Genomic DNA, 23,271 nt, shown 5'->3' with positions numbered 1-23,271 from the left:
ACCGTCGCCCGGGTGACTGGTGGGGCCCGGGCGAGGCGAGCTGCATCGACTGTCCTGTCCGAGGCGACCGGGAGCGAGGGCGGTACAGCCGCTGTACCCGACCCCCGGCCCGAGGACGTCGTCGCGGCGCAGGCCCGGGCCGAGGCGCACACCGGCTCGACCACCGAGGCGGAGCTGGCCGCCGTGGGGCCGGTCGCCCCGCCCAAGGCCCGCCGGGCGCGTGCGCCGAAGCCCGCCGCGGCTGCCGCCCCGGCCAAGCGGACCCGGAAGCCGGCCGGGCCCAACGTCCGCGAGGTCCGCCGGCAGCAGACCCGGGAGACCATCGTCGACGCGGCCACCGCGCTGTTCGCCGAGCGCGGCTTCGACCACGTCAGCGTGCTGGAGATCGCCCAGCGGGCCGGCGTGGTGGAGAAGACCGTCTTCAACCACTTCCCGGTCAAGGAGGGCCTGGTCTTCGAGGCCGACCCGCCGATGCAGGCGGCGCTCCTCGACGCCGTCCGCCGTCGCCCCGTGGGTGAGTCCGCCGCGGCCGCCGCCGGCACGTTCATCGTCGCCGCGTGCAGCCGGCTCGGAGACCCCGCCGCCACCGCGACCGTGGCCGAGATGGCCCGGGTCATCCGCGGCTCGCGCACCCTGCAGGTGCGGGAGCGGGAGATCCTCGGTCAGCTCACCGACGCCCTCACCGAGCAGATCACCCTGGAGACCCGCGCCGAGCCCGGCGAGCTGGAGCCGTGGCTGACCGCGCACGCGGTCCTGGGCCTGTACCAGGGCCTGCTGGAGCTGGCCCGCGACCGCGTGCTCGCCGTCTCCACCGCCCCCTCGGCCGACCTCACCGAGGAGCTGCGGCAGAGCGGTGAGCGCGGCCTGGCCCTCCTCCAGTTCGGCCTCGCGGGGTACTCGAAGCGACGCTGAAGGACCCCCTCAGCTGCGGTCGGCGGCCACCGTCAAGAGCTCGCGGGCGTGGGCCTGGCCGGTGTCGCTGTCGGTGAGACCCGAGAGCATCCGGGCCAGCTCGCGGACCCGGTCCTCCCCCACCACCGCGCGGATGTCGGTGGCGGTCACCCCGGCGCCGGAGTCCGGGGACTTGTCCACCACCAGGTGGGTGTCGGCGAACGCCGCCACCTGGGCGAGGTGGGTGACCACGACGACCTGGTGCTCGACGGCGAGCCGGGCCAGCCGGCGCCCGATCTCCCCGGCGGCCTGACCGCCGACCCCGGCGTCGACCTCGTCGAAGACCATCACCGGGACCGGGTCGGCCCCGGCGAAGACCACCTCGATGGCCAGCATCACCCGGGACAGCTCACCGCCCGACGCGCCCTTGTGCACCGGCCGGGCCGGCGCACCGGGGTGGGCGGCCAGCAGCAGCGCCACCTCGTCGGCGCCGTCCGGGCCCGGCGTGTCGGCGTCGGTGGTGATCGAGAACGACACCCGGGCGCTCTTCATCGCCAGGCCGGCCAGCTCGTGCCCGACGTCGGCGGCGAAGCCCTCGGCCGCGGCGGTCCGTCCCGCGGTCACCCGTGTCGACAGCTCACGGAGAGCGGCCCGGGCCTGGTCCCGCTCGGCCTCCAGGGCGGCCAGGGCCTCGTCGGAGACGTCGAGCCGGTCCAGCCGCTCCTCGGCGTCCCTGGCCCAGGCGAGCACGCCGTTCACGCCGTCGCCGGGGTCGGCGTAGGCGCGCACCAGCGCGGTGATGGCGGCGCGCCGGTCGAGCACCTCGGCGAGGCGGGCCGGGTCGGCGTCCAGGTCGGCGACGTAGCCGGCCAGCTCGACCCCGACGTCGGCCACGACCGCACCCACGTCGCCCAGCCGCTCGGCCAGGCCCACCAGTGCCGGGTCGCCGGAGGCGGCCAGGGCACGCTGCGCGGCGGCGAGCGCGGCGGTGGCGTCCTGCGGCAGGTCGTCCCCGCCGCCGAGGTCGCCGGTGGTGTCGCCGACCAGGGCCAACCGGGCCTCGTCGGCGCCGCCACGCAGGGCGTCGGCGTCCCCCAGGCGGGCTGCCTGGGTGTCGAGCAGGGTGTCCTCGTCGGGCTGCGGGGCGACCGCGGCGATCTCCTCGAGACCGCGGCGGAGCACCTCGGCGGTCTGCGCGAGCTCGCGGGTCTGGGTGCGGCGGCGCTCCAGGTCGGTGGCCAGCTGCCGCCAGGCCGCGTGTGCGGTGCGGTGCTGCTCGACCAGGTCCAGGTGCGCGACGCCGGCGTAGCGGTCCAGGGCGCGGCGCTGTTCGGCCGGACGGGTCAACCGCAGCTGGTCGGTCTGGCCGTGCACGGCCAGCAGGTCCTCGGCGATCTCGGCGACCACCCCGACGGGCACGCTGCGCCCGCCCAGGTGTGCCCGCGACCGGCCCTCGGCGCTGACCGTGCGGGCCAGGATCAGGGTGCCGTCCTCGTCGGGCTCGGCGCCGGCGTCGGCGGCCCGCGCCCAGACCGGGGAGTCCGCCGGGAGCTGCAGCCGACCCTCGACCCCGGCTCGACCGTTGGCGCGCACCCGGCCCGGGTCGGCCCGCCCGCCGAACAGCAGGGTCAGCCCGGTGACCACCATGGTCTTGCCGGCGCCGGTCTCCCCGGTCACGACCGTCAACCCCGGGTTGAGGTCGAGGGTCACGTCGTCGATCGCGCCCAGGCCGTGGATGTGCAGCTCGCTGAGCGCCCCGTTGCGGGGCGGCCCGGTCACCGCTGGGCCCTTCTTCGCCGCAGCCGCCGTCTCACGCCGTGCCACGGTCGACCTCCCCGCTCTCCGCGGTGTCGTCCCGCAGCAGGACGTTGCGCCGGGTCGGGGCCAGTTCGTGCCCCGGGCCGGCGTGCCCGGCGGTGCGGGCGTCGCGGAACCCACGCACCGGCAGGCCGAACTTGGCGACCAGCCGGTCGCCGAAGCTGCGCGGCTGCACGCGGGCGATCCGCACCGGGCGGTCCGAGCGCCGGACGTCGACCCGGCCACCGACCGGGATCTCCACCGTCCGGCGACCGTCCGCGGACACCCGGGCGCGGGTGCCGTCGGCCGGGATCGCGACGGTCAGCACCGACGCCGGGGAGGTGACCAGGGGCCGGGCGAAGAGCGCGTGCGCGTTGGTGGGCACCACGAGGATGGCCTCGACGTCGGGCCACACGACCGGACCGCCGGCGGAGAAGGCGTAGGCGGTGGACCCGGTGGGGGTGGCCGCGAGCACACCGTCGCAGCCGAAGCTGGTCAGCGGGCGGCCGTCGATGGCCAGCACCACGTCGAGCACCCGGGACCGCTCGACCTTCTCCACCGAGGCCTCGTTCAGGGCCCAGGTGCCGCCGGTCTGCTCCCCGTCGGCGTCGAAGACCGCGACCTCGAGGGTGAGCCGCTCCTCCACGGAGTACGCGCACTGCTCGATCGCCAGGAGGGTCTCCTCGACGGTCTCCGGCTCGGTCTCGGCGAGGAACCCGACCCGGCCCAGGTTCACCCCGGTCAGCGCCGCGTCGGTGGCCCGGGCCAGCTCGGCGGCGCGCAGGAAGGTGCCGTCGCCGCCCATCACCAGCACGACCTCGGCGCCCTCGGCGGCGGTGGGGCCGAAGGGGACCACCTCGGCGCCCTCGATGGCCAGGTCGGCGGCCTCGTCGTCGAGCACCCGCACGACCAGCCCGGCCCTGGTGAGGCGGGCGGCGGCCGTGCGGGCCAGGTCGATGATGTCGGCGCGACCGGTGTGCACCGCGAGCAGGACGCGGCGCACCCCGTCGGCGGCCGGTGCGCAGGCGGTGGTGGGGGGCTGGGGGCTGCTGTCGGTGCTCACTGGGGGCCCTCCTGGACGGCTCGGTGGACGGCTGCGGGGTCCGGCGGCGCGGCGTCGCGCCGCAGCCGGAGGAAGAACTCGACGTTGCCGGCGGGGCCGGGCAGCGGGCTGGCCACGACACCGGCGGTGCCCCACCCGAGGGCGGCCGCTGCGGTGGCCACGGTGAGCACGGCGTCGGCCCGGTGCTCCGGGTCGCGCACCACGCCGCCGGTGCCCAGCCGTTCGCGACCCACCTCGAACTGCGGCTTGACCATCGGCAGGAGCTCTCCTGTCGGATCGGTGCAGGCGGTCAGCGCGGGCAGCACCAGTCGCAGGGAGATGAAGGACAGGTCGGCGACCACGACGTCGACCGGCCCGTCGATCGCCTCGGGGGTCAGCGTCCGGACGTTGGTGCGCTCGTGGACCACCACCCGCTCGTCGGTGCGCAGCGACCAGGCCAGTTCCCCGTAGCCGACGTCGACCGCCACGACCTGGCGCGCGCCCCGGCTGAGCGAGACCTCGGTGAACCCACCGGTCGAGGCGCCGGCGTCGAGCACCCGGGTGCCGGTCAGGTCGACCCCGAACGCGTCGAGCGCGCCGATGAGCTTGTGCGCACCGCGGGAGACCCAGCTGGGCTCGTCAGGGTCGGTGCGGACGACGACCGGGGTGCCCGCCTCCACCCCCGTCGCGGCCTTCGTGGCGGTCTGGCCGGAGACCGTGACGCGGCCGTCGGCGATCAGGGCCTGGGCGTGCTCGCGCGAGCGGGCCAGCGAGCGACGGACCAGCTCGGCGTCCAGCCGGGCACGCCGGGCCATCAGCGGCACCCCGGTGTCGCGACCGGGTTCACAGCTGGTCGATCGTGGCGAGCCGCCGCTGCAGGTGGGCGTGCGCGAGCTCGAACTCCGCGGCGTGCTCGGCGACCGGGAGACCGGCGAGGCGGGCGGCCAGGTCGGGGGCCCCGTCCACCGGAGCGGGCGTCGGGCGCGGGGGCCCCGGGACGGGCCGGGAGGTCTCGGTCACCGGGCTCTCCTCCTCGCGACGGGACGGCTGGTCGGGGGGTGCTGCCGGAGCGGGTGCCGACCCCTGCAGGTTACCGGCCGTGACCGCGGGCCCCCGGGTGCCGGAGGGGCTCGCGGTAGCGTCCCCGCAGCCCGGGGCGCCCCCGCCCCGGTGCACCGCGACACCTCGTCGACCCGCTGAGGAGACCCCGCCCGTGGCCACGCTCGAGCAGTGCATGACCGCCCTGGAGGGCTTCGTGTCCACGCTGGCCGCCAAGCCGGCCGCCCAGGGCCTGGACCGGACCGTCTCCTGCCGGTTGACCGACCTGGAGCAGGTCGTCCGGGGTCGGTTGGCCAACGGGCACGCGCACGACATGGAGGCCGTGCCGGACGCCCCGGACCTGCCCAAGGCCGACATCCGGCTGACCATGACGTCCGACGACCTGCTGGACCTCACTGACGGCGACCTGACCTTCGCCTCGGCGTGGGCGACCGGGCGGGTCAAGCTCGAGGCGGGGCTCCGCGACATGCTCCGGCTGCGCTCCCTGCTCTGACCCGCGCGGCGGCTCACCCCGCCAGCCCCCAGCGGGTCAGCGCCTCGGACACCGCGCCCTGCCCCGGCTGCACGGTCGGAGCGGCACCGTCGTGCCGGTGCCGGGCCCAGTGCGCCACGCACAGCGCGCGCAGCCCGTCGAGCCCGTCGTCGTCGGCGGTGTCCCCCGTGACGGTGAGGGCCAGGGACTCCTCGGCACCCGCCGTGGCCGTCCAGGCACCGCAGCGCCAGCCCTCGCCGTCCTGCACCACGGAGGGGTGGGCGCGCCCCAGTCCGGCGACGTCGTCGGCGATCAGGTCGGGGCGGTGCTCCGGGCCCGCGGCCAGCAGCGAGGTCGGCGTGGTGACCCCGGAGAAGACGAGCAGGCTGGGCGCCCCGGCACGACGGCCACCCTCGATGTCGGTGTCCAGCCGATCGCCGACCACCAGCGGGCTGCGCGCCCCGGTCCGCCGGACGCACTCGGCGTGCATGGCCGGGTCGGGCTTCCCGGTGACCAGCGGCTGCTGCCCGGTCACCGCGCTGACCACCCCGACGAGTGCGCCGTTGCCAGGCAGCACGCCGCGGGGCGAGGGGATGGTGGCGTCGGTGTTGGTGGCGACGTGGGTGGCCCCACCGCGAACCGCCACCACGGCCTCGGACAGCTGGACCCAGCCGACGTCCCGGCCGTAGCCCTGCACCACCGCGACCGGCGACTGCCCGGCTGCGTCCACGACCTCGAGACCGGCCTCCCGGAGCGCGGCCGCGACGCCGGGCCCGCCGACCGGGAGGACGCTCGCGCCCGCACCGAAGCGCTCGGCCACCACGGTGGCGGCGGCCTGTGAGCTGGTGATGACGTCGGCCGGCTCGGCGGGCACCCCGAGCTCGGTGAGGTGGGTGGCCACCTCGGCCGGGGTGCGGGCGGCGTTGTTGGTGACGAAGCCCAGCTGCATGCCGGCGTCCCGGGCCGACTGCAGCGCCGCGGGCACCCCGGGCACGGCGTCGGGACCGACGTAGACGACGCCGTCCAGGTCGAGCAACGCGACGTCGTGGGTCTGGGTGGGGGGCTGCTCGGCGCCGCGGGCAAGCAGCGGCACCTCGGGGTGGTCGACGGTCACGCGCTGATGTGACCACAGGCCCGGGGCGGCCCGCCGCCCGGCTCCTACGATCGACCGGTGGCCCCCTCCCCCGCGGACGACGAACCGCCCGCCGCGACGGACACCCTCGAGGTGCGGCCGTTCCGGGCCACGACCTACGCGGTGCACGACCCCGACCACCTCGCCCGGGTCAGCTCCCCTGCCTACGACCTGGTCAGCGCCGAGGGCCGCGCCCGACTCGCCGCGGCCGACCCGCACAACGTCGTCCGGCTGATCCTCCCGGAGCTGGACGGTCCGCCCCCCGCCTCCCGGGCGGCCCGGGACCAGCTGTCGGCCACCCAGGCCGCGCTCACCTGGACGCGGTGGCAGGAGGAGGGGGTGCTGGTCGACGACGCCACGCCCGCCTTCTGGCTGTACCGGATGAGCGGCCCGGGCGACGAGGTCACCACCGGATGGCTGGGAGCGGTGACCCTGCCCCCGCCGGGATCGGCCGCAGTGCTGCCGCACGAGGACGTCTGGCCGCCCGCCGTGGAGGGCCGCCGCCTGCTGCTGGACGCCACCCGGACCGACCTCGAGCCGATCGTGCTCTCCCACGACCGGGACACCGACGTCGCCGCGGTGACCGAGGAGCTCGGCCGCGGGACGGCGGACGCCACGGTCGCCGACGTCGACGGCGTGACCCACGAGCTGTGGCGGGTCACCGACCCTGCCGCAATGGACCGCCTGTCGGCCGGGTTCGCCCGGACCGGTGCCTACATCGCCGACGGGCACCACCGGTTCGCCGCCGCCCGGGCGCACGCCGCGACGGGCGCAGCGGGGTCCGGTGCCGTCCTGGCCCTGATGACCCCGACCGGCTGGGGCGGCCTGCGGGTGCGTGCCATCCACCGCGTGGTGCCCGACCTGGACCTGGACACCGCCGCCGAGCTCGCCCGCTCCGGCTTCACGGTCACCCCCGTGTCGACGTCCACCCCGGAGGCCACCGCCCGCGCGTGGGTCGACCGTCCCGAGTGCGGGTGCTTCCTGCTGACCGACGGCACCCGGTTGCTGCAGGTGGGCGACCCCTCCGCCGAGGTGCGCGCCCGGGTGCCTGGGGAGGCCCCGGCGGCGTGGCGGTCGCTGGACGTGGTGCTGGCCCACCACGGGCTGGTGCGCGGCGCGTGGGGGCGCGACCCGGCTGACCCCCGGTCGGTGCTCATCGCGCACGACGTCGACGAGGCGCTGACCCGCGCCCGGGACACCGGCGGGGTGGCCGTGCTGCTCCGTTCGCCCTCGCCCGGCGACGTCGCCGCCGTGGCCAGGGCCGGCGCCCGGATGCCGCGCAAGAGCACGCTCTTCGTGCCCAAGCCCCGCACCGGGCTGGTGTTCCGACCGCACCGGGGCGCCCCCGACTGAGCAGGCCGCCACCGGGTCAGGCCGTCTCCGCCTCGGCCGGCCGGGCCGGGGTCCGGACCTTCCGGGCCTTGCGGCACTCGACCTCGTGGGCCACGCGGACACCGGACTCGCCGCGCCAGAACCGGCGCTGCAGGGCGCCCTCCACCTCGATCACGTCGTCGACCTTCCACCCCGGGGCCCGGGCCACCAGCGACTCCGTGAAGCTGATGCAGGTGATCGTGTCGGCCCGGGGAGCGCGCGGGCGGGGTGCGGGTCGGCGGACGGTCAGCGTGAAGGAGAGCAGCGTGTCGCCGCTGGGCAGCTCACGCAGCTCGACCGGGGCGGCGAGCCGCCCACGCAGGACGACGTCGTTGCGGTCGATCAGGGACAGGCTCATGACAGGAGCCTGTCCACCGGGTCCCCCACGCACCAGGCCCGCCCACGATCTGTGGACGGGCCCGGTGGTTGTGGACAGCCGGGGTCAGTCTGTCGGACGGTCCTGCTCGTCGGCGGCGGAGAACAGCCCCGTGGTGCCGGCGGCCGGCCGGGTCACCGGGGGGACGACGGGCGCGGCGGTCTGCTCGTCGGAGAACCCGGGCGCCGGGATCTCGCCCAGCAGCTCGGCGACCTCGGCCTCGATGTCGTCCTCGTCGGGGTCGTAGCCGGGGCCCACGTCGGGGTCCTCGGCCATGCCGTCACCGGCCAGCTCGCCGAGGTCGTCCGTGGCCTCGTCGGCGTCGGCGTCGGGAGTGGCCTCGGACGTGGGTGCCTCGTCGACCGACTCGGCCACCTCGGTGTCCTGGAGGTCGTCGTCCCCATCGCCGTCGGTCTCGTCCGCGACGTCGTCGGCAGCGTCGACGTCCTCCTCGTCGTCGTCCTCGTCGAACTCGATGCCGTCGAAGCGCTCGGCCACGCCGGTCTCGTCGTCGGGGTCGGCGGCGATGATCGCGGCGAACCACTGGTCGGCCAGCTCCGCGTCACCGCGGGCGACCAGCAGGTCGGCGTAGGCGGTGGCCAGCCGGAGCTGGCCCAGGTCGCCCCGGGACAGCTGCTCGGGCGTCGGCCGCCCGCCCAGTGCGCCTTCGAGCACGAGAGCAGCGGCAGGGAGCTCGTCGAGGTCCTGCCGGGCACCGGCCTCGACCAGCTGCAGCTCGACGGTCTCCTCGGCGTCGACGCCGGCGGCGAGGGCGTCGGAGACGATCCGCAGCGCGATCTCGGGCCGGCCGAGGGCGCGCTCGCAGTCGGCGAGGACCGCCCGGTAGGACTCGTCACCGCTCATCCGCCGGTACGCGCGCAGCTCGCGAGCAGCCTCGCCGAAGTCACCGGCGTGGTAGGCGGCCACGCCCACGGCCTCACGGACGGCGGCGATGCGGGAGGCCCGGTCCCGGGCTGCGCGGGCGTGCGCCAGGGCGGTCTCGGGGTCCTCGTCCAGCAGACCGCCGGCGGCCACCAGGTGCTGTCCGACGACATCGGCGTTGCGTGAGTCCAGGCTGCGCAGAGCCTGCTTCACGCTGCCGTCGAGCTGGCGGGGGTCGGCCCACTCGGGGATGGGGGGTCCCGCGGGTCGACGGTCGGCGAAGCCACTGTCCCCGCCGCGCTCCCCACCGGAGGGACGACGGCCCTGCCACGCCGGCCGGTCACCCGAGGGTCGCCCCCCACGATCCGGGCGGCCACCGCCCTGCGGCCGGTCACCGGAGAAACGGCCGCCGCCCTGGGGGCGATCCCCGGAGGGCCGGCGGTCCTGCCACGCCGGCCGGTCACCCGAGGGGCGGCCACCGCCCTGGGGGCGGTCACCGGTCGGTCGACGGTCCTGCCACGCGGGACGGTCACCGGAGGGGCGGCCACCACCCTGCGGGCGATCGCCGGACGGGCGGCGGTCCTGCCAGCCCGCACGATCACCGGAAGGGCGACCGCCATCCTGCGGCCGGTCACCCGAGGGGCGGCCGCCACCCTGGGGGCGGTCACCGGGCGAGCGACGGTCCTGCCACGCGGGACGGTCACCGGAGGGGCGGCCGCCGCCCTGGGGGCGGTCACCGGACGGACGACGGTCCTGCCACGCCGGACGATCACCCGAAGGGCGACCGCCACCCTGCGGGCGGTCACCGGACGGACGACGGTCCTGCCACGCCAGACGGTCACCAGAAGGCCGGCCACCCCGGTCGGGACGGTCACCGGAGGGACGTCGGTCCTGGTCGTCCCCCACTCGCGGCCGAGCCGAGCCACCGGCGTACCGGGGCTGCCACCCACCCTGGAGGCGCTCCCGCTCACGGGCGCCCGGGGGACGCTGCTCGGACCGGGGCTCGGCCGGACGGCGGTCCTGCCACTGCGGACGGTCGCCGGAGGGGCGCCCGCCACCGGGACGGCGGTCCTGGCCCTGCGGTCGGTCACCCTCGGGACGGCGGACCCGGTCAGGGCGGTCGTAGACCGGACGGTCCGCACCGTTGCGAGCGTCGCGCGGTCCGGCCGGACGGCGGTCCTGCCACTGCGGGCGGTCCCCACCGGGACGACCGCCACCGGACGGCCGGCCACCGCCGGACTGCGGACGTCCGCCGCCGGAGGGACGACCACCGGAGGAGGGACGACGGTCCTGCCAGTCACCCCGGGGACGGTCGTCGCCTCCGGAAGGACGACGGTCCTGGTACTGCGGGCGGTCGCCGGAGGGACGCCCGCCCTGGCCGCCACGATCGTCACGTGACGACCCGCCGCCGGTCGGTCTGCCCTGGCCGCCGGACTGTCCTCGGTGCCCCGCCGGGCGACCCGGGCGGCCGGCTCCCCCACCGGTGGGCCGACCTGCGTTGCCGCGTCCACCGCCGGCACCCCCGCGGGGGGCACCGCCGCGATCGGATCCGCTGTTGCCGCGTCGGGGGGAAGTCATGGTGTGTCGATACCTCATCGCTCATCGGTGCACCAGGGCGTGTGCCACTGGTTCAGTGCTCGGGACCTGCTGAAAACACAAAAGCGAGAAGGGGGCCAGAGCTGTGCTCTGACCCCCTTCTCGGAATGATGTCCGGCGGCGTCCTACTCTCCCACCCAGTCCCCCGGGCAGTACCATCGGCGCTGAGAGGCTTAGCTTCCGGGTTCGGAATGAGACCGGGCGTTTCCCTCTCGCCATGACCGCCGTAACGCTGTGAAAGTCTCCACCCACACCCATCCGGTCAAGACAGGGGGGTGGTGGAACCATGGGTTCCGCACTTTCAGAACCGCACAGTGGACGCGAGACAGTAGATCAATCAATGCAAGGTGTGTTGGTCAAGCCCTCGGCCTATTAGTACCGGTCAGCTCCACACATTGCTGTGCTTCCACTTCCGGCCTATCAACCCGCTGGTCTGGGCGGGGGCCTTACCCGGTTGACCCGGTGAGAGACCTCATCTCGAAGCGAGCTTCCCGCTTAGATGCTTTCAGCGGTTATCCCTGCCGAACGTAGCCAACCAGCAGTGCTCCTGGCGGAACAACTGGCACACCAGAGGTTCGTCCGTCCCGGTCCTCTCGTACTAGGGACAGCTCTTCTCAAGTCTCTTACGCGCACGGCGGATAGGGACCGAACTGTCTCACGACGTTCTAAACCCAGCTCGCGTGCCGCTTTAATGGGCGAACAGCCCAACCCTTGGGACCTACTCCAGCCCCAGGATGCGACGAGCCGACATCGAGGTGCCAAACCATCCCGTCGATATGGACTCTTGGGGAAGATCAGCCTGTTATCCCCGGGGTACCTTTTATCCGTTGAGCGACACCGCTTCCACATGCCGGTGCCGGGTCACTAGTCCCAGCTTTCGCTCCTGCTCGACCCGTCGGTCTCACAGTCAAGCTCCCTTGTGCACTTGCACTCAACACCTGATTGCCAACCAGGCTGAGGGAACCTTTGGGCGCCTCCGTTACATTTTGGGAGGCAACCGCCCCAGTTAAACTACCCACCTGACACTGTCCCTGATCCGGATCACGGACCGAGGTTAGACATCCAATTCGACCAGAGTGGTATTTCAACGACGACTCCACGAACACTGGCGTGCCCGCTTCACAGTCTCCCACCTATCCTACACAAACCGAACCGAACACCAATATCAAGCTGTAGTGAAGGTCCCGGGGTCTTTCCGTCCTGCCGCGCGTAACGAGCATCTTTACTCGTAGTGCAATTTCGCCGAGCCTGTGGTTGAGACAGCTGAGAAGTCGTTACGCCATTCGTGCAGGTCGGAACTTACCCGACAAGGAATTTCGCTACCTTAGGATGGTTATAGTTACCACCGCCGTTTACTGGCGCTTGAGTTCTGAGCTTCGCCGTAAAGCTAACCCGTCCCCTTAACGTTCCAGCACCGGGCAGGCGTCAGTCCGTATACATCGTCTTTCGACTTCGCACGGACCTGTGTTTTTAGTAAACAGTCGCTTCTCACTGGTCTCTGCGGCCACCATCTGCTGCCCCGAGCTAGTCGGTTGACAGACAATGGCCCCCCTTCTCCCGAAGTTACGGGGGCATTTTGCCGAGTTCCTTAACCACAGTTCGCTCGATCGCCTTGGTATTCTCTACCTGACCACCTGAGTTGGTTTGGGGTACGGGCCGCTCAGAGCTCGCTAGAGGCTTTTCTCGGCAGCATAGGATCATCCAATTCGCCTCATTCGGCTATGCGTCAGGTCTCACCCTGTGTGTTCGACGGATTTGCCTATCGAACGGGCCACACCCTTGCACCGGTACTACCACTCACCGGTAGGACTACCTTCCTGCGTCACCCCATCGCTTGCCTACTACCAGTCCGGGTCCCACGTTCCACCCACACGCGACTCCCCCGAAGGGAAGCCATCACGGGGCTTCAGGTGGTTAGCATCGCTGAGCTCAGCATGGACGCTCTTTCGCGGGTACGGGAATATCAACCCGTTGTCCATCGACTACGCCTGTCGGCCTCGCCTTAGGTCCCGACTCACCCTGGGCGGATTAGCCTGGCCCAGGAACCCTTGGTCATCCGGCGGGGGAGTTTCTCACTCCCCTTTCGCTACTCATGCCTGCATTCTCACTCGTGTGGCGTCCACGGCTGGATCACTCCGCCGCTTCCACCGCCACACGACGCTCCCCTACCCATCCACACACCTGGCCCAACGACCTTGATCGAAAGGCAGGCTATTGCATGAATGCCAAAGCTTCGGCGGTGTGCTTGAGCCCCGCTACATTGTCGGCGCGGAATCACTTGACCAGTGAGCTATTACGCACTCTTTCAAGGGTGGCTGCTTCTAAGCCAACCTCCTGGTTGTCTCTGCGACTCCACATCCTTTTCCACTTAGCACACGCTTAGGGGCCTTAGCTGTTGATCTGGGCTGTTTCCCTCTCGACTACGAACCTTATCGCCCGCAGTCTCACTGCCACGCTCTCACTTACCGGCATTCGGAGTTTGGTTGATTTCAGTAACCTTGTGGGGCCCCTAGACCATCCAGTGCTCTACCTCCGGCAAGAAACACGTGACGCTGCACCTAAATGCATTTCGGGGAGAACCAGCTATCACCGAGTTTGATTGGCCTTTCACCCCTACCCACAGCTCATCCCCTCCATTTTCAACTGAAGTGGGTTCGGTCCTCCACGCGGTCTTACCCGCGCTTCAACCTGGCCATGGGTAGATCACTCGGCTTCGGGTCTAGAGCACGCGACTCAAACGCCCTGTTCGGACTCGCTTTCGCTACGGCTACCCCACACGGGTTAACCTCGCCACGTACCGCTAACTCGCAGGCTCATTCTTCAAAAGGCACGCAGTCACCCCCACGTCCGAAAACGCATAAGGCTCCCACGGCTTGTAGGCACACGGTTTCAGGTACTATTTCACTCCCCTCCCGGGGTACTTTTCACCTTTCCCTCACGGTACTTGTCCGCTATCGGTCACCAGGGAGTATTTAGGCTTAGCGGGTGGTCCCGCCAGATTCACACCGGATTTCACGGGCCCGGTGCTACTTGGGATGAGCTCAAGAGAGAGTGCGCGTTTTCGTGTACGGGGCTCTCACCCTCTATGGCGACCCCTTCCAGAGGCCTTCCACTAACAACACACTTTTCTGACTCTCCAGACCTTCGGCAGAAGATCTAAGAACGTCCCACGACCCCAACCACACAACGCCTGCCGGCTGTCACATGTGACTGGTTTAGCCTCATCCGCTTTCGCTCGCCACTACTCACGGAATCACGGTTGTTTTCTCTTCCTGTGGGTACTGAGATGTTTCACTTCCCCACGTTCCCTCCACTCGCCCTATGTGTTCAGGCGAGGGTCACACCACATGACTGGTGCGGGGTTCCCCCATTCGGAAATCCTCGGATCAACGCTCGGTTGACAGCTCCCCGAGGCTTATCGCAGCCTCCTACGTCCTTCATCGGCTCCTGGTGCCAAGGCATCCACCGTGTGCCCTTACTAACTTGAACACACACAAACCCACATCCCGGCCATCCACACGACCACCCGAAAGCGATACGTGCTTCACGGTCACGGTGCAGGAGTCATTGTTTCCTACAAGATGCTCGCGTCCACTGTGCAGTTCTCAAAGTACGGAGAGTCGACCAACCCCATACCGCCACCAGACCCGCATCGCTGCGGCGGTGTGACGGACGGCTGGTCCCCCACGAGATCGCCTCCCCCGCGCCTACCGGCGCAAGGTCCGCTCCCTCAGGACCCAACAGCGTGCCTACGGCCTCCGACCGCCACCATCCCCGTTCCCACCACCCGAAGGCAGCTGTACTAGGGGCCGATGACCATCATCAACCGAACTGGTCAGTGTTCCACCCTTGAGCTCCGTCACGAACACCAGGACCCCCACAGAATGCGGGGACCTCACGGCCCGTGCACGGCTCTGGACCACCACAACGAGTGTGGCGGCCAGTGCTCCTTAGAAAGGAGGTGATCCAGCCGCACCTTCCGGTACGGCTACCTTGTTACGACTTCGTCCCAATCGCCGATCCCGCCTTCGACGGCTCCCTCCCACAAGGGGTTGGGCCACCGGCTTCGGGCGTTACCGACTTTCGTGACGTGACGGGCGGTGTGTACAAGGCCCGGGAACGTATTCACCGCAGCGTTGCTGATCTGCGATTACTAGCGACTCCAACTTCATGGGGTCGAGTTGCAGACCCCAATCCGAACTGAGACCGGCTTTTTGGGATTCGCTCCACCTCGCGGTATCGCAGCCCTTTGTACCGGCCATTGTAGCATGTTTGCAGCCCTAGACATAAGGGGCATGATGATTTGACGTCATCCCCACCTTCCTCCGAGTTGACCCCGGCAGTCTCCCATGAGTCCCCGGCATTATCCGCTGGCAACATGGAACGAGGGTTGCGCTCGTTGCGGGACTTAACCCAACATCTCACGACACGAGCTGACGACAACCATGCACCACCTGTGTGCGACCCTTACGGACCCACCATCTCTGGAGGATTTCCGCACATGTCAAGCCTAGGTAAGGTTCTTCGCGTTGCATCGAATTAAGCAACATGCTCCGCCGCTTGTGCGGGCCCCCGTCAATTCCTTTGAGTTTTAGCCTTGCGGCCGTACTCCCCAGGCGGGGCGCTTAATGCGTTAGCTGCGGCACGGAGACCGTGGAATGGCCCCCACACCTAGCGCCCAACGTTTACGGCGTGGACTACCAGGGTATCTAATCCTGTTCGCTCCCCACGCTTTCGCTCCTCAGCGTCAGTTGTTGCCCAGAGACCCGCCTTCGCCACCGGTGTTCCTCCTGATATCTGCGCATTTCACCGCTACACCAGGAATTCCAGTCTCCCCTGCAACACTCAAGTCTGCCCGTATCGACTGCAGACCCGGAGTTGAGCTCCGGGCTTTCACAGCCGACGCGACAAACCGCCTACGAGCTCTTTACGCCCAATAATTCCGGACAACGCTTGCACCCTACGTATTACCGCGGCTGCTGGCACGTAGTTGGCCGGTGCTTCTTCTGCAGGTACCGTCACTTTCGCTTCGTCCCTGCTGAAAGAGGTTTACAACCCGAAGGCCGTCATCCCTCACGCGGCGTCGCTGCGTCAGGCTTCCGCCCATTGCGCAATATTCCCCACTGCTGCCTCCCGTAGGAGTCTGGGCCGTGTCTCAGTCCCAGTGTGGCCGGTCACCCTCTCAGGCCGGCTACCCGTCGTCGCCTTGGTGGGCCATCACCCCACCAACAAGCTGATAGGCCGCGGGCCCATCCTCAGCCGATAAATCTTTCCACCACCAGACCATGCGGCCAGTAGTCATATCCGGTATTAGCACCAATTTCTTGGAGTTATCCCAGAGCTGAGGGCAGGTTGCCCACGTGTTACTCACCCGTTCGCCGCTAGGGCACCACCCCGAAAGATGGGCCTCGCTCGACTTGCATGTGTTAAGCACGCCGCCAGCGTTCGTCCTGAGCCAGGATCAAACTCTCCGTAGATGATTTGATCACGGCTGAGAACCAAGAGTTGGCACTCTCGATGTCAATCAACCAAAGGAACCCATCCCGGCTAGCCCCCGAAGAGACACCCCAGGACTGGGGTAAAACATATGGCACTGACTTTCAGCACGCTGTTGAGTTCTCAAGGAGCGGACACTCAGGAACGCCAGCCCCAGAGGAGCTTCGTCTTCCCAGTGGATTGTCCTGCTCGGCGTCTCAGGCCCAACCTCGCGGTCGTTCCCGGCGCAGAGAGAAAGTTACGTGCCGCGGCGGGGGCTGTCAAACCCGCGACCGGGTGACGCCCGCCACCTGGTCGGAACCCGCCCGTCACGCGCCGTTCACACGACGCTGAGGCGCAGGTCAGACCCCGGTGGGGGCGCTCTGGCGGGCGCCGGCGACCGTGCGACGCCCGCGGCGCAGGACGAGCCATCCTCCTGGCAGGACGTCCGAGGCCCCCGGAACCGCTTCCCCGTCGGTCACCCGGACGTTGTTCAGGTACGCCCCGCCCTCCTTGATCGTGCGTCGGGCGTCCGACAGCGAGGAGCACAGGCCGGACTGCTGGAAGAGCGCGGCCAGGGTGGGCCACTCCCCCTCGACCGTCGTCACCCCGGCCTCGGACAGCGCCGCCTCGAGGGTGTCCGGCGACAGGTCGGTGAGCTCGGCCCGGCCGAAGAGCGCGCGCCCGGCCGCCTCCGCCTGGCGCAGCTCGTCGTCCCCGTGCACGAGTCGGGTGAGCTCCTCGGCGAGGGCCCGCTGGGCTTCGCGTGCCTGCGGCTTCTCCTCCGACGACGCGATCAGCTCCGCCACCTCGGAGGGAGGGCGCTCGGAGAACAACGGCAACCAGGCGCGCACGTCCACGTCGTCCAGACCCAACCAGTACTGGAAGAACCGGTAGGGGCTCGTGAGCTCGGGGTCCAACCAGACCGTCGCACCCTCGGTCTTGCCGATCTTCGTGCCGTCCGCCCGGGTGATGAGCGGCGTCCCCAGTGCGTGCACGGACGTGGCGTGGGTGCGCCGGACCAGGTCGGTGCCGGCGGTGATGTTCCCCCACTGGTCCGAACCCCCGGTCTGCAGCGTGCAGCCGTGCCTCTCGAACAGCTCGCGGAAGTCGTTGGCCTGCAGGATCTGGTAGCTGAACTCGGTGTAGCTGATCCCGGCGTCGCTGTTCAGCCGGGCCGAGACGGCCTCCTTGGCCAGCATCCGGTTGACCCGGAAGTTCTTGCCCAGGTCCCGGAGGAAGTCGATCGCCGACAGGGGCGCCGTCCAGTCCAGGTTGTTCACGTAGACCGGTGCCCGCAGGCCCTCCTCGGCGGCGGGCCGGTCGAGGAAGGGCGCCACCCGGGCGCGGATGCGCTCCACCCACTCGGCGACCAGCTCCGGTGAGTTCAGGGTGCGCTCGGCCGAGGGGCGGGGGTCACCGATGAGACCGGTGGCTCCCCCGACCAGCACGATCGGCTGGTGGCCGGCGCGCTGCAGGGCGCGCAGCACCATGAACTGGATCAGGTGGCCGACGTGCAGCGAGGCCGCGGTGGGGTCGAAGCCGCAGTAGTAGGTGACCGTGCCCTCGGCCAGCGAGGCGCGCAGGGCGGTCTCATCGGTGCTCTGGGCGATCAGCCCGCGGCGGTGCAGCTCGTCGACGACGTCAGGGGTGCTCACGGGGCTCCATCCTGCCCGGCAGCCCGTCGCGTCGTCCGCACCCCTGCACGGAAGGCACTCACGGTGGGGGCGCCGGTCTCGGTGAACCGCCACGGCAGGTCCGCCGCGTGGGTGATCCCGACCCGGGGTCCGGCGGTCACCGACGCCGGTGGTGTGCCGTGGTGCAGGCGCACCGGCGAGGACGGCGACAGCAACCAGGCGTCCCGGTCGTCCGCGCCGATCCCGAGCGCGGAGGTCAACCGGGCCGGCCCCCGGGCGAGGTCGCGATCCGTGGACGACGCCGGCCGCCGGGTCCGGGCCGGCTCGAGGCCAGCCACCACCTCCCCGGCCCGGAGCAGGACGGCCGACCCCTCCCCCTCGTGGCCCACCACCACGTTGGCGCACCAGTGCATGCCGTAGCTGAAGTACACGCGCCCGAGCAGCTCGTCGGGGGTGACGAGCGGCCCAGGGCGGTCCACCGGCTCAGAGTGCGGCAGCGACCGGGGAGGCCCCGGCCCAGGAGCGGTGGTCGGCCACCAGCGCGGTCAGCGCCTCCAGCTGCTCGGCGACCCGCTCGGGCGCCGTCCCGCCGCGGGCCTTGCGCGCCGCCAGGGCGCCCGGTACCGACAGGACGGTGCGGACCTCGGGCGTCAGGTGCTCGGAGACCTCGCTGAGCTGGCTGTCGGTGAGCTCGTCGAGCTCGACGCCGAGCTCCTCGCAGCGGGCGACCATGGCGCCGCTGATCTCGTGCGCTGACCGGAACGGCACCCCGGCCGACACCAGCCACTCGGCGACATCGGTGGCCAGCGCGAACCCCTGGGGGGCGGCGGCCTCCAGCACCTCGGGGCGCAGGGTGAGGGTGGCGATCATCCCGGTGACCGCGGGCAGCAGGAGGGCGAGCTGCTCGATGGAGTCGAAGACCGGCTCCTTGTCCTCCTGCAGGTCGCGGTCGTAGGCCAGCGGCAGCCCCTTGAGCATCGTCAGCAGGCCCGTCAGGTTGCCGACGAAGCGGCCGGCCTTGCCGCGGGCCAGCTCGGCGATGTCGGGGTTCTTCTTCTGCGGCATGATCGAGGACCCGGTGGCCCAGGCGTCGTCGAGCCGGGCCCAGCCGAACTCGGTCGACGTCCAGAGCACGACCTCCTCCCCCAGCCGGGACAGGTGCACCCCGAGCAGGGCGGCCGCGAAGCAGAACTCGGCGGCGAAGTCCCGGTCGCTGACGGCGTCGATGGAGTTGTCGGCGGCGCGGTCGAAGCCGAGCTCGGCGGCGACGGCATCGGGGTCCAGCCGCAGCGAGGAGCCGGCCAGGGCACCGGCACCCAGCGGGCTGACCGCGGTGCGGCGGTCCCAGTCCAGCAGCCGGTCGACGTCGCGGGCGAAGGAGTGCGCGTGTGCCAGCAGCTGGTGGGCGATGAGCACCGGCTGGGCGTGCTGCAGGTGGGTCATGCCGGGGGCGGCCACCGTGCGGTACCGCTCGGCCAGCCCGACCAGCGCCTGCTCGAGGTCGGCGAGGTCGCCCACCAGGGACCGGACGTGGTGCCGGAGGTAGAGCCGCAGGTCGGTGGCGACCTGGTCGTTGCGGGAGCGGCCGGCGCGCAGCTTGCCGCCGAGGGTGCCGAGCTTGGCGGTGAGGCCGCGCTCGAGGGCCTCGTGCACGTCCTCGTCGGCCTCGATCGCGGTGAAGGTGCCGTCGGCGACCTCGGCGGAGAGCTCGGTGAGCGCACCCACCATCTGCTCGAGCTCGTCGGCGGTGAGCAGCCCCGCGCGGTGCAGGACCCGGGCGTGCGCCCGGGAGCTGGCCAGGTCGAAGGGGGCCAGCCGCCAGTCGACGTCGGTGGACTTGGAGAGGGCGGCCATCGCCGCGGACGGGCCACCGCCGAACCGGCCTCCCCAGAGCCTGGTGTCGGAACCGGTCGGTGCGGTGCTCACGGTGCGGGACGTCCTTCGGGGTCGGAGGCGGGGTTGCCGGCGGCCAGCGCCAGCAGGCGGTCGGCGAGCGCGGCGCCGCCGACCGGGTCGCGGGAGACGACCAGCAGAGTGTCGTCGCCGGCGATGGTGCCCAGGACGTCGGGGAGGCCAACCTTGTCCAGGGCCGAGGCCAGGAACTGCGCTGCCCCTGGAGGGGTGCGCAGCACGGCCAGGTTGGCGCTGCCCTCGGCGCTGGTCAGCAGCTCGCCCAGCATCCGGGTCAGCCGACCGGGGGCGGACTGCGCCGGGCGCAGCGGGGCGTTCTCCGGGGGCAGCACGTAGGACGCCGGCACCCCGTCGGAACCGCGCATCTTGACCGCCCCGAGCTCTTCCAGGTCCCGGGACAGCGTGGCCTGGGTGACGTCGACGCCGGCCTCGGCCAGCAACCGCGCCAGGTGTGCCTGGCTGGTCACCGGCTGGGCCGTGATGAGCTCGGCGATCCGGGCGTGCCGGGCCGGCCGGCTCAGCGCCGAGGTCATCGTCGGGTCACCGGGACAGCAGCCAGGTGAGCAGGGCCTTCTGGGCGTGCAGCCGGTTCTCCGCCTCGTCGAACACCGCGCTCTGCGGGCCGTCGATGACCGACGCGGCGATCTCCTTGCCGCGGTAGGCGGGCAGGCAGTGCAGCACGACGGCGTCCGAGGCCGCCCGGCCCAGCGCCTGCTCGTCCAGGGCGTAGGGCCGGAACGGGGCCTCCCGGTCGATGCCGTCGTCCTCCTGGCCCATCGACACCCACGTGTCGGTGGCCAGCACGTCCGCCCCGTCGGCTGCCGCGGCGGGGTCGGCGGTCCAGGTGACCGAGCCACCGGTCTGCGCGGCCACCTCGGCCGCGCGGGCCATGATCGCGGGGGCGGGAGCGAAGCCCTCCGGAGAGCCGATCCGCACGTGCATGCCGGCGGTGGCGCCACCCAGGGCGTAGGAGTGCGCCATGTTGTTGGCGCCGTCGCCCAGGTAGGTCAGCGTGAGTCCGGCCAGGGTCGTCCGGCGTTCGGCGATGGTCTGCAGGTCGGCCAGGATCTGGCACGGGTGGTAGGCGTCGGTGAGTGCGTTGACCACCGGCACGCTGCTGACCGCGGCCATCGCCTCCAGACGGTCCTGCCCGAACGTGCGCCAGACGATCGCGGCGACCTGCCGGTCGAGCACCCGGGTGGTGTCCTCGATCGGCTCCCCCCGGCCGAGCTGGCTGCCGGCCGCGTCGATCACCAGCGGGTAGCCACCGAGCTCGGCGACCCCGATGGAGAAGGACACCCGGGTGCGGGTGGAGGGCTTGTCGAACACGACGGCGACCGAGCGGGGGCCGGCCAGCGGCGTCGGGGCGTCGGCGGTGTGCCGCGTCTTCTTGAGCTCCGCCGCCAGCGCGAGGACCTCGGCCTGCTCGGCCGGGCTGAGGTCGTCGTCCTTGGTGAAGTGCCGCGGGCTCACTGGCCGGACTCCTGCAGTGCGGTGTCCAGGGCGGCCGGGAGGGCCTCGACGAAGGCGTCGACCTGGGCGTCGGTGACGACGAGCGAGGGCGCCAGCCGGACGACGTCGGGGGCGACCGCGTTGGTCAGGTACCCCGCACCGCGCAGTGCGACCTCGGTCTGCGGCGCGACCTCGCTGGTGAGGACGACGCCGAGCAGGGCACCGCGTCCCCGGACGCTGCGGATCGCGGGGTGGCCCAGGCCCTCGATGCCGGTGGTGAACCGGTGCTCGAGGTCCTTGGCCCGCTCGAGCAGGCCCTCGTCGCGGATGGTGTCGAGCACCGCGAGAGCCGCGGCAGCCGCGATCGGGTTGCCGCCGAAGGTGGAGCCGTGCGAACCGGCGCCGAGGAGCTCGGCGGAGTCCCCGAAGGCCAGGGTCGCGCCCAGCGGGAGTCCGCCGCCGATCGACTTGGCCAGGGTGATCACGTCGGGGGTGACGCCGTCGGCGGCGTGCGCGAACCACTGCCCGGTGCGGCCGGACCCGGTCTGCACCTCGTCGACGGCGAACAGCGCGCCGACCTCGCGGGCCTGGTCCTGCGCGGCGGCCAGGTAGCCGGCCGGGGCCGGCAGCACGCCGCCCTCACCGAGCATCGGCTCCAGCAGCACCATCGCGGTCTGCTCGGTGAGCTCGAGGGCGTCGGGGTCGCCGTAGGGCACGTGCCGCACGCCGCCGGGCAGCGGGGCGAACGCCTGCGCCTTGGCGGGCTGGCCGGTCAGGGCCAGCGAGCCCATGGTCCGACCGTGGAACGAGCCCAGGGCGGTGACCACCTCGGGCCGGCCGGTGAGCCGGCTGATCTTGAAGGCGGCCTCGTTGGCCTCGGCGCCGGAGTTGCAGAAGAAGACCCGTCCCGGGCGCCCGGCCAGCTCCAGCAGCCGCTCGGCCAGGGTCACCCCGGGCTCGTGCATCGCCAGGTTCGACACGTGGCCCAGCACCGCGGCCTGCTTCGTGATCGCGGCGACCACCGACGGGTGCGCGTGGCCCAGGATCGTGGTGGCGATGCCGCCCAGCAGGTCGACGTACTCGCGCCCGTCGACGTCCCACACGCTGGCACCTCGGCCGTACGCCAGGGCGACCGGCGGGGTCTTGTAGTTGCCCATCATCACCGCCGACCAGCGGCGGGTCAGCTCCTCTGTGCTCGTCATGCTGAACCCTCCTCGGGGGTCGGTGCGGCAGGGACGACCATCGTCCCGGTGCCCTCGGTGGTGAACATCTCCAGCAGCAGGGCGTGCGGCAGTCGGCCGTCCACGACGGTCGCCCGGTCCACCCCGCCCTCCACGGCGCGCAGGCACGCGGCCATCTTCGGGATCATCCCGGCGTCCAGGGTCGGCAGGATCTCGGCCAGCTCGGCGCTGTCGATCTGCTCGACGAGGGAGTCCCGGTCGGGCCAGTCGGAGTACAGGCCCTCGACGTCGGTGAGCACGACGAGCTTGACCGCACCCAGCGCCACGGCCAGGGCCGCCGCCGCGGTGTCGGCGTTGACGTTGTGCAGCTGGCCGTCCACGTCGGGGGCGACCGTGGCCACGACCGGGATGTGCCCGGCCTCCAGGAGCGCGGTCACCGGCGCCGGGTCGACCGCGACCACGTCACCGACCAGCCCGACGTCGACCGGCTGACCGCCCACGACGGCCTGGGTGCGTTCGGCGGTGAACAGCCCGCCGTCCTCACCGCTCAGCCCGACCGCCAGCGGCCCGTGGCTGTTGATCAGCCCGACCACCTCGGGGCCGACCTGTCCGACGAGCACCATCCGGACGACGCCGATGGTCTCCTCGGTGGTGACCCGCAGGCCGCCGCGGAACTCGCTCTCCACACCCAGCCGGGACAGCATCCGGCTCACCTGCGGTCCACCGCCGTGCACGACGACGGGCAGGATGCCGCAGGTCCGCAGGAAGACCATGTCCTCGGCGAACGCGGCCCGGCACTCGTCGTCGACCATGGCGTGCCCGCCGTACTTCACGACGACGACGTTGCCGTGGAACTCCTTGAGCCAGGGCAGCGCCCCGGTGAGGACGGCGACCTTCGCCGCGTCGCCCTCGGGGTCCTGGGTGCGCATGACACGGCTGGTACCGACCCGGCGCTTCGGGGGCACCTCGTCCGGCCGCACGTCGGGCCGGGTGGGGT

General features: G+C 71.5%; 16 protein-coding genes and 3 rRNA genes. 3 read left to right on the top strand and 16 right to left on the bottom strand.

What is annotated here, in order from left to right; all coding sequences use genetic code 11:
- The first annotated feature begins 12 nt into the window (after positions 1-12).
- On the top strand, positions 13-912 hold the full coding sequence (locus F1C76_19790) for a TetR/AcrR family transcriptional regulator (GenBank protein QNG38498.1): 900 nt from the start codon (positions 13-15) through the stop codon (positions 910-912).
- A gap of 9 nt (positions 913-921) precedes the next feature.
- On the opposite strand, the gene recN is transcribed toward F1C76_19790, so the two are convergent.
- From recN to F1C76_19775, 3 genes are read right to left on the bottom strand one after another with little or no spacing between them, the layout of a single operon-like run.
- Positions 922-2,715, bottom strand: a complete 1,794-nt coding sequence (recN, locus tag F1C76_19785; protein ID QNG38497.1) for a DNA repair protein RecN — start codon at positions 2,713-2,715, stop codon at positions 922-924.
- Positions 2,702-3,751, bottom strand: coding sequence for an NAD kinase (locus F1C76_19780; protein QNG38496.1), 1,050 nt, complete (start codon positions 3,749-3,751; stop codon positions 2,702-2,704). Before F1C76_19780 ends, recN begins: the two co-directional genes overlap by 14 nt.
- Complete coding sequence (locus F1C76_19775; GenBank protein QNG38495.1) at positions 3,748-4,545, bottom strand: TlyA family RNA methyltransferase; 798 nt, start codon at positions 4,543-4,545, stop codon at positions 3,748-3,750. Before F1C76_19775 ends, F1C76_19780 begins: the two co-directional genes overlap by 4 nt.
- 398 nt (positions 4,546-4,943) lie before the next feature.
- Here F1C76_19775 and F1C76_19770 point away from each other — a divergent pair, with 398 nt between their 5' ends.
- Positions 4,944-5,282: a sterol-binding protein gene (locus F1C76_19770; GenBank protein ID QNG38494.1), complete on the top strand. Its 339-nt coding sequence runs from the start codon at positions 4,944-4,946 to the stop codon at positions 5,280-5,282.
- A gap of 13 nt (positions 5,283-5,295) precedes the next feature.
- Here the strand turns inward: F1C76_19770 and F1C76_19765 are convergent, their stop codons facing one another.
- Entirely contained in the window at positions 5,296-6,354 is a 1,059-nt protein-coding gene (locus F1C76_19765; protein QNG39403.1) for an HAD-IIA family hydrolase, read from the bottom strand.
- A 78-nt stretch (positions 6,355-6,432) separates the two neighbouring features.
- Here F1C76_19765 and F1C76_19760 point away from each other — a divergent pair, with 78 nt between their 5' ends.
- Positions 6,433-7,746 carry a DUF1015 domain-containing protein gene (locus F1C76_19760; GenBank protein QNG38493.1) on the top strand — a complete coding sequence of 438 codons (1,314 nt, stop codon included), beginning with the start codon at positions 6,433-6,435 and terminating at the stop codon, positions 7,744-7,746.
- A 16-nt stretch (positions 7,747-7,762) separates the two neighbouring features.
- Here the strand turns inward: F1C76_19760 and F1C76_19755 are convergent, their stop codons facing one another.
- The 12 genes from F1C76_19755 to argB form a co-directional block, all read right to left on the bottom strand.
- Positions 7,763-8,122, bottom strand: coding sequence for a single-stranded DNA-binding protein (locus tag F1C76_19755; protein QNG38492.1), 360 nt, complete (start codon positions 8,120-8,122; stop codon positions 7,763-7,765).
- Between the two features lie 84 nt (positions 8,123-8,206).
- Complete coding sequence (locus tag F1C76_19750) at positions 8,207-9,235, bottom strand: hypothetical protein (protein QNG38491.1); 1,029 nt, start codon at positions 9,233-9,235, stop codon at positions 8,207-8,209.
- 1,495 nt (positions 9,236-10,730) lie between these two features.
- A 5S ribosomal RNA gene (gene rrf / locus F1C76_19745) occupies positions 10,731-10,847 on the bottom strand.
- A gap of 119 nt (positions 10,848-10,966) precedes the next feature.
- Positions 10,967-14,110, bottom strand: a 23S ribosomal RNA gene (locus tag F1C76_19740).
- 454 nt (positions 14,111-14,564) lie between these two features.
- Positions 14,565-16,092: ribosomal RNA gene (locus tag F1C76_19735) — 16S ribosomal RNA — on the bottom strand.
- Together the 16S, 23S and 5S rRNA genes form the textbook arrangement of a ribosomal RNA operon.
- A 363-nt stretch (positions 16,093-16,455) precedes the next feature.
- Positions 16,456-17,751 (bottom strand): tyrosine--tRNA ligase, encoded by a 1,296-nt coding sequence (locus F1C76_19730; GenBank protein ID QNG38490.1) that lies wholly within the window; start codon positions 17,749-17,751, stop codon positions 16,456-16,458.
- Positions 17,748-18,143, bottom strand: coding sequence for a hypothetical protein (locus F1C76_19725; protein QNG39402.1), 396 nt, complete (start codon positions 18,141-18,143; stop codon positions 17,748-17,750). Before F1C76_19725 ends, F1C76_19730 begins: the two co-directional genes overlap by 4 nt.
- Positions 18,144-18,213: 70 nt before the next feature.
- Complete coding sequence (gene argH / locus F1C76_19720) at positions 18,214-19,656, bottom strand: argininosuccinate lyase (protein ID QNG38489.1); 1,443 nt, start codon at positions 19,654-19,656, stop codon at positions 18,214-18,216.
- A complete protein-coding gene (locus F1C76_19715) occupies positions 19,653-20,174 on the bottom strand; it encodes an arginine repressor (GenBank protein ID QNG38488.1) in 522 nt (173 codons plus the stop codon). Before F1C76_19715 ends, argH begins: the two co-directional genes overlap by 4 nt.
- Positions 20,175-20,181: 7 nt before the next feature.
- Entirely contained in the window at positions 20,182-21,114 is a 933-nt protein-coding gene (argF, locus tag F1C76_19710; protein ID QNG38487.1) for an ornithine carbamoyltransferase, read from the bottom strand.
- Entirely contained in the window at positions 21,111-22,295 is a 1,185-nt protein-coding gene (locus tag F1C76_19705) for an acetylornithine transaminase (protein QNG38486.1), read from the bottom strand. Before F1C76_19705 ends, argF begins: the two co-directional genes overlap by 4 nt.
- Positions 22,292-23,203: an acetylglutamate kinase gene (argB, locus tag F1C76_19700; GenBank protein ID QNG39401.1), complete on the bottom strand. Its 912-nt coding sequence runs from the start codon at positions 23,201-23,203 to the stop codon at positions 22,292-22,294. Before argB ends, F1C76_19705 begins: the two co-directional genes overlap by 4 nt.
- Positions 23,204-23,271: the final 68 nt, after the last annotated feature.

The organism is Geodermatophilaceae bacterium NBWT11, from assembly GCA_014218215.1.
Taxonomy (GTDB): Bacteria; Actinomycetota; Actinomycetes; order Mycobacteriales; family Geodermatophilaceae; genus Klenkia.
The sequence above is the reverse complement of the archived record's forward strand: the minus strand, read 5'-3'. Positions and strand labels throughout refer to the sequence as shown.